The sequence below is a fragment of the Maribacter sp. genome, from assembly GCA_020629415.1.
Classification (GTDB): domain Bacteria; phylum Bacteroidota; class Bacteroidia; order Flavobacteriales; family Flavobacteriaceae; genus Maribacter; species Maribacter huludaoensis.
Map to the genome: position 1 here is coordinate 1 of JAHDDL010000012.1, position 15,365 is coordinate 15,365.

Below are 15,365 nucleotides of genomic sequence, written 5' to 3' on the forward strand. Positions count from 1 at the left end.
AAGCTACATGTGTAATTACAGATGCTACGGATATTACCTATAACAACCCAGAATTGGTAGAACAAATGTTACCGACCATGAAAAGGGTTGCAGGTGAAAACAATGTACTTTTTCAAAAAGCGGTTACAGGTGCAGAAGATTTCTCTTATTTTCAGAGAGAAGCACCAGGATTTTTCTTCTTCCTAGGAGGAATGACACCTGGTACAACAGAATCATTTCCACACCACACGCCCGATTTTCTGATCGATGATAGCGGGTTATTGTTAGGTGTCCGCACACTAACAGAAATGAGCATCGATTTTTTAAACAGTGACCAAACACCTGTTTTAGATATTAAACCAAAAGGATAATTTTGATGAACGATTTTTTAAATGCCATTCCAAGTCTACCATGGTGGACTTGGATTTTTTTGTTTCTTTTCATTGTCGCTATTTATGATGTTTTCATACAAAAACGCCATACCATTAAACATAACTTTCCGGTTGTAGGGCATTTAAGATATTGGTTAGAAAGTATTGGTCCGGAAATGCGTCAATATTTTGTAGCCAATAATAGAGAAGAACTTCCTTTTAATAGAATAGAAAGAGGTTGGATCTATGCATCTGCAAAAAAAGAAAACAATTATGAAGGTTTTGGATCTGACCGGGACTTATATGCCCACCAGCATATTTTTATTAAAAATAGGATGATAGGCTATCAAGTACCTTCCGATCACCCTAACAAGACCGAGCCCAACTTTATACCATGTGCAAAAGTTATGGGTGCGTACAATAATCGTCGTAAGCCCTTTAGACCGGGAAGTATCGTAAATGTTTCTGCCATGAGTTTTGGTTCTTTATCTGCCGCCGCGGTAGAAGCAATGAACAAGGGAGTACAAAAATCAGGAGCTTATCATAATACTGGTGAAGGCGGTTTATCTCCTTATCACAAGCATGGCGGTGATATTGTTTTTCACTTTGGCACCGGTTATTTTGGTGTAAGAACAGAAGACGGCAATTTCTCTATGGAGAAAATGAAAAAACTGGTTGAAGACAATCCGTGTATTAAAGCCATAGAGATAAAACTGTCACAAGGTGCAAAACCAGGAAAAGGTGGAGTATTACCTGGTGCAAAAATTACTCCTGAACTTGCAGAGATCAGAGGTGTTGAAGTGGGCAAAGATGTCTTGTCACCCGCAACACATAAGGCATTTTCCAATGTAACAGAGCTTATGTCCCTAATTGAAGATATTGCAAATGAAACTGGTTTACCTGTAGGTATCAAAGGAGCAATAGGGAAATTGGACCAATGGGAAGAGTTGGCAGATTTAATGCTGGAGACCGGAAAAGGTCCTGACTTTATTACGGTAGACGGTGGTGAAGGTGGTACAGGTGCCGCTCCCCCATCATTTGCAGACCATGTTTCTTTACCTTGGGTATACGGTTTTTCTAGTTTATATAGGGTTTTCTTGAACAGAAAACTTACGGAACGTATTGTTTTCATTGGCTCTGGCAAATTAGGCTTTCCGGCAAAAGCGGCCATGGCCTTCGCTATGGGTGTAGATTGTATTAATGTTGCCCGTGAGGCTATGATGAGTATTGGTTGTATTCAGGCACAAGTTTGCCATAACAACACATGCCCAACCGGTATTGCCACGCAAAGCAAATGGTTACAAAAAGGCATAAACGTACCATTAAAATCAGATAGACTGGCACAGTATTTTAATACATTCAGAAAAGAACTATTAGAGATAACCCATGCTGCAGGCTATGAACATCCTAGTCAAATTACTATGGACGATGTTCAAGTAAACGTAGATGACAACGACCTTAACAAAAGCTTAGCTTCTACGTACGGTTACAATAAAGCGAAAGTACCCTTCACGGGAGTACAAGATTTAAAAGACTGTTCGTATCTTGGCGGCAAAATTTAGATTAACCTATTCAATGCATATTACTATGAAACGATTTTTTATATGTTCGGTTTTAATCCTTTTAGGATTAAATACAATTCAAGCCCAGAAAAAAAGTGAATTGATCGAACAAAATCAAGATTTAAAATTTAAACTGGATTCCATTTCAAAAATGGTGAGCACCTCTCAACACAATGAGAAATTGGCAAATCAACGTTCAGATGAATATCAATCTCAAGTTACAGAACTGCAAGATGCCAATGCAACTTTAATGAAAAACTTAAATAGTTTTGCAGCATTATCCAGTCAAAATTCAGAGAATATCAACAAAACCTTAGCAACATTAGAACGCAAGGAAAAACAGTTAAAAGGAATAACCGATGCCGTTGCCAGTAATGATTCTACCGCTGTTGTTATATTGACAAATGCAAAGCAAGTCTTAGGGGAAAACGCTAAAGTTGGTGTTACAGATGGATCAGTAATAATTTCAGAAAAATTAGATTTTTTCTTTACCGACGGTGTAGGTATCAATGTTTCCAACGAATCTAGAACTTGGATTGAAAACGTTGCCAAAGTAATCAATGCAAACCCTAAAAGTGTTATCACTATTGCAAGTTTGAACATTACGGGCGAAATGAATATTGCCTTGCAACAAGCTACGGCAATTGCCAGTATTTTAATCAAGGATTTTGGAGTGAATGGAGAACGGATTATTGCTGTAGGTCAAGATGGTGGCTTGCACGAATCTCTACAAGTAAAGTTCCAACCAGATTATAAAGCATTTTATGATATGGCCAAGGGAGACATTAAAAATTAAAAACTTGCATTTCATCGATGAAGTACTATACTAATTGAAAAATTTGGACGTTCTTATTTCATAAATATTAACTGATTATAAAATGAACTCTGACCAAATTTTTCAACTATTCGCTTATTTAATACCTTCAGTAGTAACAGGTGCCATAGCCTTCTATTTCTTTAGAATGCATACCAATAATGAAGAAGGCAGAAGACGTTTTCTATTACATAAGGATTCTCAAAAAGATACTTTACCCGTACGTTTACAGGCTTATGAAAGAATGGCCTTATTTTTAGAACGTATTGCCATACCAAGCTTGGTTGTTCGTGTATCGCCAATTGGTGATGATAAAAATGCGTATGAAAACTTGCTGATCAAAAGCGTAGAGACCGAATTTGAGCATAACCTTTCTCAGCAAATTTATATGACAGATGAATGCTGGAACGTTATAAAAGCTGCAAAAAGTGCCACCATACAGATGATCAGAAAAGCAGCCATGAGCAATACCGAAACTGCAGATAAATTAAGAGAAGATATCTTAAATGAGACCATGGACAAAACTTCACCATCAGCAACAGCTTTATCCTTTGTTAAAAAGGAAATTGGCGATTTATGGTAGTTGATTAAATAGTCTTTAAAAGAAAAAAATGCTTTCCATATGGAAAGCATTTTTCGTTTAATATAATTACTAATGAACTACATTATAATAATTATTCATGCTCATTGGGTTCAATAGGATTCGTTTCTTCATTCTTATTCTTTGCATAAAGGTAACCCCGCTTCCACCAAAGAGTCATTTTTGCCTTATCAAAAATTAAAGAATTGGTCGTTAATATCGTAGGTGTATAAAACAGATTGATAATGGCATTCTTTTGATTGGCAACCAATTTTCCTATTCTAATATTTTGATGCTCAATTCTATCTAAAATAAAACTCATCATTGTTGTGATCAGCTCAAAAGGATTACGCGAAGCTACCCTATTCATGTAGTTGACCTCCGTATGAAGCACAACGACATCTACTTCTGTAGCACCTCTTTTTATTGCTTCTTCTATAGGTACAATACTACCTAAACCACCATCGGCATATTCGCAATAGTTTTTGCGCACCAAACTCATAAATGGTGTATAGTTGGCTGATATCCAAATCCAATCACAATAATCTTCATAAGTACAATCTTTAATTGACTTATACTCTACTTGATTTAATGAGAGGTTAGAAACGGTTATTACAACATCAGAATCTCCATTTTTTAAAGTTTCAAATTCTTCAATGGTCAAGCTATTCTCAATAAGCTTTCTAAGATTTTCGCTTTCGCCAAAGGTCTTCTTACCGGTCATGAAGTTTCTGAATACATTCCAATGATTAATTGAAATTTCTTCATTACCACGAATATTTTTCACTAAAAAAGGACAGTTATTAAATATACTTTTTTGATTGACATTAGAATATATTTCTTTGATTTTATCTAGTTTACCTAGTGCCAAATGAGAGATAAGTAGACTACCGGTAGAAGTACCCACAAAAATATCATACTTTCTTCCTTCTTCTTGAATAAGGTATTGGGCAACGCCACCCGCAAAGGCTCCTTTACTACCACCACCAGAAATAACCAATGCTTTCATTATTACTTTAATTTCGTTTTAAGATAACGCAAATCTGATGAATTTAGTTGATTTACAATCTTTTCAATTTCTTTTTTCTGTTCTTGGTCGTTCCACAAGGCATCAAATAGCTTTCTCGCATAATTTCTAAACTGCCAAGAATGATGGTTGGTCGCCTTTATGAGATTAGCATACGCATTTCCATTTAGCGCTTTTATTTCTGAAAGGTATTGAAAAGCTGTTTGTCGTATTTCTGGATTATAAATATCACTGGTATAACCAACAAGTTCTCGATGAAAATAAACATTTTCTGTAGGTCTATAGTCAGGAGTGAACAATGCCAAGGTTAACCAAAGTAAACGCACATTATTATTTGGCAACCCAATAATATCTTTCGTCTTTTCTAAAAAAACACTTCTATCATAATCAAAACTAGACCAAAGATTATATAGCATTAATTCTTTGGTACTATAACTATCATCCAATAACAACGGCTCTGCATACTCTTTTAAAGCCTCAGGAATTACACCCATTTTCTGAGCAGCAAATCGCCGTATTCTTATATCTTCATTAGCAATTAAAGGTATAAGTTCCAATTCAGGAAAATCATCTTTTTGTTGAAGCAATTCTAATTTCAATTCTGTAGCTAATTCTGAATCGTTCAAAATTTTAGGGGAATTAAAATTTTTCTGATCATCATGTTTTAAGACATAAAACATTTTTAATGAAGCGTTATTTTTCATCAAAAAGTATTTAGCGCTGTCTTCAGGAAAATCTTTTCCTTTCAACCAAACCTCCTTAAATTCACTCAAATCTTTTCCACTCGTCTCTTCCATCACATCCATGAAATAGGCAACAGTCACATTTTGGAACTTATATTTGTCCAAGTATATTTTTACACCTTCTTTAAAAGCAGATTCTCCTATTTTATCTCTTAAGATAGCCAATGCCCAAGCACCTTTTTCATAAAACGTAAGACTACTAGCTTTGGGGTTCAATAAACTCTCTCCCTCCCCCCTTTCAGATATCTCGTGTAATGTTTTAGCTGTTTCGAATAATTTCCAATAGAAATAATCATCACCAAAAACTTCTTTTTCAGCCAAATAAGCATAATAAGTAGCAAAACCTTCATGTAACCAATGTTGTTCGCTATTCTTTTCCGTAACCAGATTACCAAACCAATGGTGCGCTAATTCATGCGCATTGATATTTACATAATTTCTATCTATAAACGAGGTGGAATCAATAACATAGGCATCTGAGAAAAAAGTTGCGCTTGTATTCTCCATACCTGCATATAAAAAATCATGTACAGGCACCTGTTTATAATCTTGCCAAGGGTATTGTACACCTATTTCATTTTCTAAAAAATCAAATATTTTCTTAGTGTACCTATATGTTGGTTCCACTTTTAGACTATCATTTGGATAATAATAGTTTTCAATCGTTACTCCGCTTTCAGATTTTAAAACTTGTTTATCATAATTGCCAATAGCAAAAGCCAATAGATAACTGCTCATAGGTTTTTTCATATCAAATAACCAAATAGCATCTTCTTCATCATTATCAGTTTTTAGAAGTAGCTTACCATTGGCAATTACCTGGTATTTTTTAGCGGCTTCAATGGTTAAATCAAATTCAACCTTTTCTTCCATATCATCAAAACTAGGAAGCCAATGGCTGGTATATTTTCCTTGCCCTTGCGTCCATACTTGTTCATTACCTTCTAAATCATCATCCCAACCAATAAAATAGACTGTTTGTTTAGGCTTAGCTAAATATTCAATCATCAGTTTATGCGATTCTCCCTCTTTAAATTTATGTTTAATGGAAATCGTCTTTTCTGTGGTCGTAAAATCTGCCTTTTCTCCGTTGAGTTCTACTTTTGAAATAGCTATATTCTTTGCATCAAGAAATACAGAATCAACATTTTGCAAAACATTAAAACGATAGATTACCCCCCCTTTAATCGTTTTCTCTTTAGGCAAAAAACCTAAGTAAACCTTGGCTCTTATAAAATCTACTTTGTCTTGATGTTGCCCAAAAGCATAAAGGGATAAGAATAAAAAAAGGGTGAGAATCAATTTCTTCATACAGCAAACCAAAAAAATAACATTTCAAATTTAATGTTTTGGGGAGCACTTCCCTAACCTTATTATATTTTGATTGTGATGCTAAACAACACTTATTTCGCTAGTTACTAGAAGAACCGTATTTATAACAGCAGTAATGATATTAGCCCCTTTGGGGATTAAGGGGCTTATACCTATTTTAGTGCCATGAACGCAAACTTCTTGCAAACTCCCGTTGTGTACTTAAAAGGTGTTGGTCCCAATAGGGCCGATACATTAAAGTCAGAATTAGGAGTACATACTTATCAAGATTTGCTGAATCTTTTCCCAAATCGCTATATCGATAAAACCCAATATTATAAAATTAACCAGTTACAACGAAGTAGTGCCGATGTTCAGATTATTGGGAAAATTGTTCATTTAAAAACAGTAGAGCAAAAAAGAGGTTCGCGTTTAGTAGCTCGTTTTAAAGATGATACCGGGGAAATAGAATTGGTTTGGTTTCGTGGCCAAAAGTGGTTACGAGAGAATTTAAAAATAAATGTACCTTATGTCATTTTTGGAAAATGCAACTGGTACAACGGTACATTTTCAATGCCGCACCCAGAGATGGAACCGCTAAAAGCCCACGAGCAAGGAACAAAGGTATATATGCAACCCGTATACCCATCTACAGAAAAGTTAAGCAACAAGGGTATTACCAATAAAGTTATCAGTAAATTGATGCAGCAGCTATTTATTGAAATCAATGGTAAATTCACGGAAAGCCTCTCCGATAAATTACTACAAAACCTAAAGCTTTTGAACAAAAGCGAGGCAATGTTCAATATACATTTTCCAAAAAACCAAGAATTATTGGCAAAGGCCCAATGGCGTTTAAAATTTGAAGAGCTCTTTTATATACAGTTGCAACTGATAGGAAAAAATGTTTCTAGAAAGAAGAAGATTAAAGGATTTCCATTTCTTGAAGTTGGTGAATATTTTAAAGACTTCTATAGCAACAAACTACCCTTTGAATTAACGGGAGCACAAAAACGTGTCATAAAAGAAATACGAGCAGACCTTGGCAGCAATGCCCAAATGAATAGATTATTGCAGGGCGATGTAGGATCGGGAAAAACCATAGTTGCGGTAATGACCATGTTGTTGGCCATTGACAACGGATTTCAAGCCTGTTTAATGGCACCTACAGAAATTCTTGCCAACCAGCATTTTCAAGGCATCTCCGAGTTACTTGAAGGCACTGAAATTACCTGTGCTTTACTCACTGGTTCCGTTAAGAAATCGGCTCGTAAACCAATTCACGAGCAATTAGAGAATGGAGAATTAAATATTCTTATTGGCACCCATGCCCTTTTAGAGGATAAGGTAAAATATAAGAATTTAGGAATGGCAATTATTGATGAACAGCATAGGTTTGGCGTAGCCCAACGTTCCAAATTATGGCATAAGAATGAATTTCCGCCACATATACTGGTCATGACGGCAACGCCCATACCAAGAACATTGGCCATGAGTTTGTATGGTGATCTGGATATCTCAGTAATAGACGAATTACCACCTGGCAGAAAACCCATTAAAACAGTGCATCGCTATGACGGTAACAGATTAAAGGTATTTCGCTTTATACGAGATGAAATTGAAAAAGGAAGACAGATATACGTGGTCTATCCTTTAATTCAAGAGTCTGAAGCCATGGACTATAAAGATTTAATGGATGGCTATGAAAGTATTGCACGTGATTTTCCTCAGCCAAAATATCAGATTTCAATTGTTCATGGACAAATGAAACCGGCGGACAAAGACTTTGAAATGGAGCGTTTTGTAAAGGGAGAAACTCAAATTATGGTGGCCACTACAGTTATAGAAGTTGGGGTTAATGTTCCCAATGCATCGGTTATGATAATTGAAAGTGCAGAACGGTTTGGCTTATCGCAACTACACCAATTACGTGGCCGTGTTGGTCGTGGTGCAGATCAAAGTTTTTGTATACTAATGACAAGTCATAAATTATCTACAGAAGCAAAAACAAGACTAGAAACCATGGTAGCCACCAATGATGGGTTTGAAATTGCAGAAGTAGATCTAAAACTTCGCGGACCTGGTGATATTATGGGCACCCAACAAAGTGGGTTATTAAATCTTAAAATAGCTGATATCGTAAAGGATAACGACATCTTAAAATCGGCTCGCTACCACGCATTACAATTGTTAAAAGAAGATCCTTCACTAAGCAAACCAGAGAATCTAATTATTAGACACATGTACGCCCAGTTGGTAAAGCATAAGAATATCTGGACGTATATTAGTTAATAAAGATAAATTAATTAATGATCTATTTTATTTTAAATAAGTCTCTCGGAGCGGAATCGTTTTCATAAACATGATATTCCAAGATATTTGCATCAAAATCAACAAACATGACCCCAAATTCTGGCCATATTGCTTGAAAACTTACAGCGAAAACTTCATTTTCAAAATCATAAACTACATCATAAATATCATTTAATACTTTTTGATTGTCAGTTAATTTAAGAAGTTCTGCCCTTAGCTCCTCTATTGATACTGATTTGTACTTTTGACTTTCAAAATCATACAAAACGACTCCTTTTGAAGATATAAAATTATCATTAACTACTCCTTGACTAATAGTAACCATCAAATCATTTTTGAAAATTGCTTCGGTCATATCTGGTAGACCCATTTCAAATGGAAAATCATATCCATTAATTGGCACCCCATTAATAAAATCAAATACACTGCCATCTGCAAATAGTATAGCATTATTATAAACACTAAAGTTTCCATCATTAATTCTAATTGGTGTTTGAAAACTAGAAATGAGTTGATTATTTTTTAAATCTAAAACATTCCACCATTTATAACCATCAACACCTGTAATCTCATTCTTTTCACTTTTAAAAATATAAAAATCATCATAAATTTTATTTTGATCTTCAAAACAATCTCGACCCGATTCATCTAAAAGCATAATTTCATGACTACTATTCAATTCTCTATTAAAAAAATTAATAAAACTTTGATACTGATTATGACTTGTAATTATGGTATGGTATGAAATAAAGTAATTTAAACTTGGAAAACCACACAGCTGGTGAGCTCCTGTAGTTAATTCATCCTCAGTAAGAAAAATATGATTATCTATAATTTCTATTGAGTTATTTTGTAAACTATAGGATAAAAAGTGATTATTTCCCCATATAGATTTCCAAAAATATATATCATTTTGGACTATCCTATAACGATTGTAGCTTTCAATATCGAAATTAGTTGTCATATTAATTGGTTCAGATTCATTTATTACCTGACTACCTTGCTTATATTTTTTTAAAAGAAAGTCATTAGCTCCATCGTCGTTTGTATGACCAAATGACACAGCTATAGAATTAGTGAAAACCTTTTCTGCTTGTAAAGAATCATCTTCCTCATTTGATTCTTGCTCCTCTTCTACTAATTCCTTTTCAACAACAACATCTGGGTTTACCGAATCAGTAATATCATCACTACAAGAAATAATCAAAATGGCTAATACTAGTACGGTCAGTTTTTTCATGTCTGAAATTTAGCATTAAAAAAACATTTATGAAACATATCAAAAAAAGTTTAAATAAAAAGATAATTTATCATTCTAAACGGTATTATGAAGCCGTCAAAATATCACAACTTTATCGTTGAACATCGTAATTTTCAAGTGTGTTAATTTCCAAGAAATCCTTGATTTTAATAGATTTGTGAACTTAGATTATATAGAATATGAGCGCAACAAAAACATTATTTGACAAAGTGTGGGATTCCCACGTAGTACATAAAATACAAGATGGTCCAGATGTACTGTTCATTGACAGACATATGGTACATGAGGTAACCAGTCCTGTTGCTTTCCTAGGCATTAAGAATAGAAATATTCCTGTTATGCATCCAGAGAAAACTTTTGCAACGGCCGATCATAATACACCAACAATTAACCAACATTTACCGGTTGCCGATCCGCTTTCTGCAAACCAATTAAAAATGCTAGAAGAAAATGCCAATGAGTATGGTATTTCTTACTGGGGATTAGGTCATGCTAAAAACGGTATTGTACACGTTGTAGGCCCTGAATATGGGATTACCCAACCAGGTGCAACTATTGTTTGTGGAGATTCTCACACCTCTACTCACGGTGCTTTTGGTGCTATTGCCTTTGGTATTGGTACATCTGAAGTTGAAATGGTATTGGCTACACAATGTATTATGCAGCCTAAGCCAAAGAGAATGCGTATCAATATTAACGGAAAAATGAGTAAAGGGGTTACTCCTAAAGATGTTGCCTTATTTATTATCTCTCAATTAACTACTTCAGGGGCTACTGGATACTTTGTAGAATATGCAGGTGAGATTTTTAGGGATATGAGTATGGAAGGTCGTATGACCGTTTGTAACCTAAGTATAGAAATGGGTGCCCGTGGTGGTATGATCGCTCCAGATGAAAAAACGTTTGAATATATAAAAGGTCGTGAGTTTACACCAAAAGGTGCAGACTGGGACAAGGCAATGGCTTATTGGGAAACATTGTATACGGATGAAGATGCTATTTTCGATAAAGAATTGACTTTTGACGGTTCGTTAATTGAACCTATGATTACCTACGGTACCAACCCAGGTATGGGAATGGGAATATCAAATGATATACCTATGGCAAATGCCGTACAAGGTGGTGCATCAACATATCAAAAATCATTGAAATATATGGATTTCAACGAAGGTGAAAGTATGATGGGCAAGCCTATTGATTTTGTTTTCCTTGGAAGTTGTACCAATGGTCGTATAGAAGATTTCCGTGCTTTTGCATCTATAGTAAAAGGAAAGAAAAAAGCGGATAATGTAACCGCATGGTTGGTTCCTGGATCTCACAAAGTAGAAACTGCCATTAAAGAAGAAGGCATCTTGGATATTTTGACCGAAGCCGGTTTTGAACTTCGTGAGCCTGGTTGTTCTGCTTGTTTGGCAATGAACGATGATAAGATACCTGCCGGTAAACTGGCCGTAAGTACATCTAACAGAAACTTTGAAGGAAGACAAGGTCCTGGATCAAGAACTTTGTTGGCCAGTCCTTTAGTTGCTGCTGCGGCTGCCGTAACCGGTAAAGTAACAGACCCAAGGGAATTAATGGAAGAAATGGTTGCTGGTTAATGGTTGTTGGTTAATTGTTGATTTTAACAATTATAAACCAACTCACCAACAACGAACAATTATCAACAAAAAAGTAAATAAAAATGGCATACGATAAATTCAATATATTAACATCAACGGCAGTACCGTTACCAATTGAAAATGTAGATACAGATCAAATTATACCGGCAAGATTCTTAAAAGCTACAGAACGTGTAGGTTTCGGTGATAATCTTTTTAGGGACTGGAGATACAATCAAGACAATACCCTGAAAGAAGATTTTGTTCTTAACCAGGACAAATTCAGTGGAAAAATTTTAGTAGGTGGAAAAAACTTTGGTTCAGGATCCTCTCGTGAGCACGCTGCATGGGCAGTTTATGATTATGGGTTTAGATGTGTAGTCTCTAGCTTCTTTGCAGATATTTTTAGAGGTAACTGTCTAAATATAGGGGTGTTACCGGTTCAAGTAAGTGCTGCTTTTTTACAAAAGATATTTGATGCTATAGAAAATGACCCTTCTACCCAATTGGAAATTAACCTTCCTGAGCAAAAAATTACATTATTGCCAACGGGTGAAAGTGAGTCTTTTGACATTAACGATTACAAGAAAAACAACATGTTGAACGGTTTTGATGATATTGATTACTTATTGAACATCAAAAAGGATATTGAGACATTTGCGGAAAATACTCCGTTATAACCTCAATAATCAAAGTACCAACATCATTTACGTTAACTAACCATTTGCCGTTTCCTGATATAAGATGAAACGGCAATTAGATCACATGAAAAAAAGAAAGTTAGAAATAATGGATACCACCCTTAGGGATGGTGAACAAACCTCTGGAGTATCCTTTTCTGCATCGGAAAAACTGACCTTGGCAAAATTGCTTTTAGAAGAACTAAAAGTAGATCGAATAGAAATTGCATCTGCTCGTGTATCTGATGGAGAGCTAGATGCTGTTCAAAAGATTACTACATGGGCTGCGGAAAAAGGTTTTCTTGAACGTGTAGAAGTTTTAACTTTCGTAGATGGCGGTATTTCTTTGGATTGGATGCAAAAATCTGGAGCAATATCCCAGAACTTGTTGACCAAAGGTTCCATGAACCATCTAAAGTATCAATTAAAAAAAACACCCGAACAACACTTTTCTGAAATAGCGGAAATATTTAAACAGGCCACTGAAAAAGGTATCATCAATAACATCTATTTGGAGGATTGGAGCAATGGAATGCGAAATTCAAAAGAATATGTTTTTGAGTTTTTAGAATTTCTTTCTACCCAGAACGTAAAAAGGATTCTATTACCGGACACTTTAGGTATTTTAACACATACAGAAACCTACTCGTATTTATCCGAAATCATACAAAAATTTCCAAAGCTTCATTTCGATTTTCATGGACATAATGATTATGACTTAGGCGTAGCCAATATCATGGAAGCTGTAAAAGCAGGTTGTCATGGACTACATTTAACCGTAAACGGCATGGGAGAACGTGCCGGTAATGCACCTATGGCAAGCGCCGTAGCCGTTATCAACGATTTTCTACCAGAAGTTGAAATCAATGTTAACGAGACATCGCTTTACAAGGTAAGTAAATTGGTTTCAGCATTTACAGGGTTTACCATACCGGCGAACAAGCCTATTGTAGGAGATAATGTATTTACCCAAACTGCCGGTATTCATGCCGATGGTGATAGTAAAAACAATTTGTACTTTAGCGAACTTATGCCAGAACGTTTTGGCAGAAAACGCAAATATGCCCTAGGCAAAATGTCCGGTAAGGCCAACATACAGAAAAACCTACAAGAACTTGGCCTAACTTTGAACAATGATGAGTTAAAAAAAGTAACTACCAGAATTATAGAGCTAGGCGATAAAAAGGAACGTGTTACCAAAGATGATCTTCCTTTCATAATTTCCGATGTTTTGGACACTGCGGATTATAAACAGAAAGTTTTTATAAAGTCATATGTATTAACACATGCCATGGGATTAATGCCTTCTACTACGCTATCAGTCGAAATAGATGGTAAAGTTATTGAAGCCCATGCACAAGGTGACGGACAGTACGATGCTTTCATGAACGCCCTGAAAAAAGTATACCTAGCAAAGAAGATAGCATTACCTAAATTAACGGATTACGCAGTTAGAATTCCCCCTGGCAGTACTTCTGATGCCTTGTGCGAAACAGTGATCACTTGGGAATTGAACGGAAAAGAATTCACCTCAAGAGGATTGGATTCTGACCAAACGGTAAGTGCTATAAAAGCTACCGAGAAAATGTTGAATATAATATAGCGCAAAGCGCTTGACGCTGTTCGTTAAGCGCTAATGCCAAAAATGAGAGATTATAAAAAATATACAGTTTGGGAATTAGGTCATGAAATTACTTTAGAAACGTATAAATTGACCAAGAACTTCCCAAACGATGAAAATTTTGGATTAACAAGTCAAATGAGAAGAGCTTCTTCATCCATACCAGCAAATATAGCTGAAGGATGCGGAAGAGAATCTGATGCTGAATTCAAAAGATTTTTAATTATAGCTCAAGGCTCGGCAAGTGAATTAGAGTATTTTACAATATTAGCAAAAGACCTTGACTATATTATGAATCAAGAATTTTTAAGCATTCATGATAAAGTAAATAAAGTAAGAAGAAGTTTAAATAGTTTAATAAATAAGATATAATTATAAATAGCCTAAACTATATACGATTAAAGTATAACGTTTAGCGTACAGCGAAAAGCGAAAAAGCGATTAACCATGAAATTAAATATTGCCTTATTGGCCGGTGATGGTATCGGTCCTGAAGTTATTGATCAAGCAGTAAAGGTATGTGATGCCATTGCTAAAAAATATGAGCACCATATCACTTGGCAGCCAGCGCTTACCGGTGCGGCAGCTATTGATGCCGTTGGAGAGCCTTACCCAGATGAAACCCACGAAATTTGTGCAAATGCAGATGCTGTTTTATTCGGTGCTATAGGTCATCCCCGTTTTGACAATGACACAACTGCAAAAGTGCGTCCAGAACAGGGATTGTTGAAAATGAGACAAAAATTAGGCTTATTTGCTAACGTTAGACCAACATTTACATTTCCTTCATTGATAGACAAATCTCCTTTAAAGAGAGATCGTATAGAAGGAACGGATTTAATTATTCTAAGAGAATTGACCGGAGGAGTTTATTTTGGGGAACGTGGTAGAAAAGATGATGGCAATACTGCATTTGACACCATGACCTACCAACGTTTTGAAATAGAAAGATTAGCTAAAAAGGGCTTTAAATTTGCTATGAAGCGTTCTAAAAAATTATGCTGTGTAGATAAGGCAAATGTATTGGAATCATCTAGACTTTGGAGAGAGACCGTACAAGCCATGGAAAAAGACTATCCGGAAGTAGAGGTTACTTATGAATTTATTGATGCAGTAGCAATGCGTTTAATTCAATGGCCAAAAGGATACGATGTAATCATTACGGCAAACTTATTTGGAGATATTCTTACGGACGAAGCTTCTGTAATTGCAGGATCTATGGGGTTAATGCCATCTTCATCGGTTGGTAGTAAAGTTTCATTATATGAGCCTATACACGGATCATATCCCCAAGCGGCAGGTAAGGATATTGCCAACCCATTGGCAACGGTACTTTCTGCAGCCATGCTTTTTGAAGATATGAATATGACAGAAGAAGCCGAAGAAATTAGACGCGTAGTGAACAAATCTTTGGCAGAAGGTTATGTCACCGAAGATTTAGCTGAAGGTGGAAAAAGTTATAAAACAAGTGAAGTTGGCGATTGGTTGGCCAGCAACATTTAAGA

13 protein-coding genes are annotated in these 15,365 nt (G+C 35.6%); 10 read left to right on the forward strand and 3 right to left on the reverse strand.

What is annotated here, in order from left to right; all coding sequences use genetic code 11:
- The 4 genes from QZ657_RS06765 to QZ657_RS06780 all read left to right on the forward strand — a co-directional run.
- A partial coding sequence (locus QZ657_RS06765; protein ID WP_366934159.1) for a M20/M25/M40 family metallo-hydrolase occupies positions 1-350 on the forward strand: 350 nt, incomplete at its 5' end.
- Positions 351-355: 5 nt separating this feature from the next.
- The gene (locus tag QZ657_RS06770; RefSeq protein ID WP_291965795.1) at positions 356-1,912 is read left to right on the forward strand and encodes an FMN-binding glutamate synthase family protein; all 1,557 of its coding nucleotides are present in this window, start codon (positions 356-358) and stop codon (positions 1,910-1,912) included.
- A gap of 25 nt (positions 1,913-1,937) precedes the next feature.
- Positions 1,938-2,708 carry a hypothetical protein gene (locus QZ657_RS06775; RefSeq protein WP_291965796.1) on the forward strand — a complete coding sequence of 257 codons (771 nt, stop codon included), beginning with the start codon at positions 1,938-1,940 and terminating at the stop codon, positions 2,706-2,708.
- A gap of 82 nt (positions 2,709-2,790) precedes the next feature.
- The gene (locus tag QZ657_RS06780; RefSeq protein ID WP_276473269.1) at positions 2,791-3,309 is read left to right on the forward strand and encodes a hypothetical protein; all 519 of its coding nucleotides are present in this window, start codon (positions 2,791-2,793) and stop codon (positions 3,307-3,309) included.
- 91 nt (positions 3,310-3,400) lie between these two features.
- Here the strand turns inward: QZ657_RS06780 and QZ657_RS06785 are convergent, their stop codons facing one another.
- Together QZ657_RS06785 and QZ657_RS06790 are read right to left on the reverse strand one after the other, a co-directional pair.
- A complete protein-coding gene (locus tag QZ657_RS06785) occupies positions 3,401-4,315 on the reverse strand; it encodes a patatin family protein (protein WP_036153933.1) in 915 nt (304 codons plus the stop codon).
- Between the two features lie 2 nt (positions 4,316-4,317).
- On the reverse strand, positions 4,318-6,387 hold the full coding sequence (locus QZ657_RS06790; RefSeq protein WP_291965798.1) for a M1 family metallopeptidase: 2,070 nt from the start codon (positions 6,385-6,387) through the stop codon (positions 4,318-4,320).
- A 186-nt stretch (positions 6,388-6,573) separates the two neighbouring features.
- Here QZ657_RS06790 and recG point away from each other — a divergent pair, with 186 nt between their 5' ends.
- Positions 6,574-8,679, forward strand: coding sequence for an ATP-dependent DNA helicase RecG (gene recG, locus QZ657_RS06795; RefSeq protein WP_291965800.1), 2,106 nt, complete (start codon positions 6,574-6,576; stop codon positions 8,677-8,679).
- A 22-nt stretch (positions 8,680-8,701) separates the two neighbouring features.
- Here recG and QZ657_RS06800 read toward each other — a convergent pair whose 3' ends face one another.
- On the reverse strand, positions 8,702-9,940 hold the full coding sequence (locus QZ657_RS06800) for a hypothetical protein (RefSeq protein ID WP_291965802.1): 1,239 nt from the start codon (positions 9,938-9,940) through the stop codon (positions 8,702-8,704).
- Between the two features lie 200 nt (positions 9,941-10,140).
- Here QZ657_RS06800 and leuC point away from each other — a divergent pair, with 200 nt between their 5' ends.
- The 5 genes from leuC (at position 10,141) to leuB (ending at position 15,363) form a co-directional block, all read left to right on the forward strand.
- Complete coding sequence (gene leuC, locus QZ657_RS06805; RefSeq protein ID WP_276473265.1) at positions 10,141-11,559, forward strand: 3-isopropylmalate dehydratase large subunit; 1,419 nt, start codon at positions 10,141-10,143, stop codon at positions 11,557-11,559.
- 83 nt (positions 11,560-11,642) lie between these two features.
- Entirely contained in the window at positions 11,643-12,239 is a 597-nt protein-coding gene (gene leuD / locus QZ657_RS06810; protein ID WP_276473264.1) for a 3-isopropylmalate dehydratase small subunit, read from the forward strand.
- 85 nt (positions 12,240-12,324) lie between these two features.
- Positions 12,325-13,842: an alpha-isopropylmalate synthase regulatory domain-containing protein gene (locus QZ657_RS06815; protein WP_291965804.1), complete on the forward strand. Its 1,518-nt coding sequence runs from the start codon at positions 12,325-12,327 to the stop codon at positions 13,840-13,842.
- Between the two features lie 42 nt (positions 13,843-13,884).
- Positions 13,885-14,232 carry a four helix bundle protein gene (locus QZ657_RS06820; RefSeq protein WP_291959578.1) on the forward strand — a complete coding sequence of 116 codons (348 nt, stop codon included), beginning with the start codon at positions 13,885-13,887 and terminating at the stop codon, positions 14,230-14,232.
- Between the two features lie 75 nt (positions 14,233-14,307).
- The gene (leuB, locus tag QZ657_RS06825; RefSeq protein WP_291965806.1) at positions 14,308-15,363 is read left to right on the forward strand and encodes a 3-isopropylmalate dehydrogenase; all 1,056 of its coding nucleotides are present in this window, start codon (positions 14,308-14,310) and stop codon (positions 15,361-15,363) included.
- Positions 15,364-15,365: the final 2 nt, after the last annotated feature.

Bases quoted from the DNA above. Each gene is read 5' to 3' on its own strand.
- QZ657_RS06770 (WP_291965795.1), top strand. From the start codon at position 356: ATGAACGATTTTTTAAATGCCATTCCAAGTCTACCATGGTGGACTTGG.
- QZ657_RS06775 (WP_291965796.1), top strand. From the start codon at position 1,938: ATGAAACGATTTTTTATATGTTCGGTTTTAATCCTTTTAGGATTAAAT.
- QZ657_RS06780 (WP_276473269.1), top strand. From the start codon at position 2,791: ATGAACTCTGACCAAATTTTTCAACTATTCGCTTATTTAATACCTTCA.
- QZ657_RS06785 (WP_036153933.1), bottom strand. From the start codon at position 4,315: ATGAAAGCATTGGTTATTTCTGGTGGTGGTAGTAAAGGAGCCTTTGCG.
- QZ657_RS06790 (WP_291965798.1), bottom strand. From the start codon at position 6,387: ATGAAGAAATTGATTCTCACCCTTTTTTTATTCTTATCCCTTTATGCT.
- recG (WP_291965800.1), top strand. From the start codon at position 6,574: ATGAACGCAAACTTCTTGCAAACTCCCGTTGTGTACTTAAAAGGTGTT.
- QZ657_RS06800 (WP_291965802.1), bottom strand. From the start codon at position 9,940: ATGAAAAAACTGACCGTACTAGTATTAGCCATTTTGATTATTTCTTGT.
- leuC (WP_276473265.1), top strand. From the start codon at position 10,141: ATGAGCGCAACAAAAACATTATTTGACAAAGTGTGGGATTCCCACGTA.
- leuD (WP_276473264.1), top strand. From the start codon at position 11,643: ATGGCATACGATAAATTCAATATATTAACATCAACGGCAGTACCGTTA.
- QZ657_RS06815 (WP_291965804.1), top strand. From the start codon at position 12,325: ATGAAAAAAAGAAAGTTAGAAATAATGGATACCACCCTTAGGGATGGT.
- QZ657_RS06820 (WP_291959578.1), top strand. From the start codon at position 13,885: ATGAGAGATTATAAAAAATATACAGTTTGGGAATTAGGTCATGAAATT.
- leuB (WP_291965806.1), top strand. From the start codon at position 14,308: ATGAAATTAAATATTGCCTTATTGGCCGGTGATGGTATCGGTCCTGAA.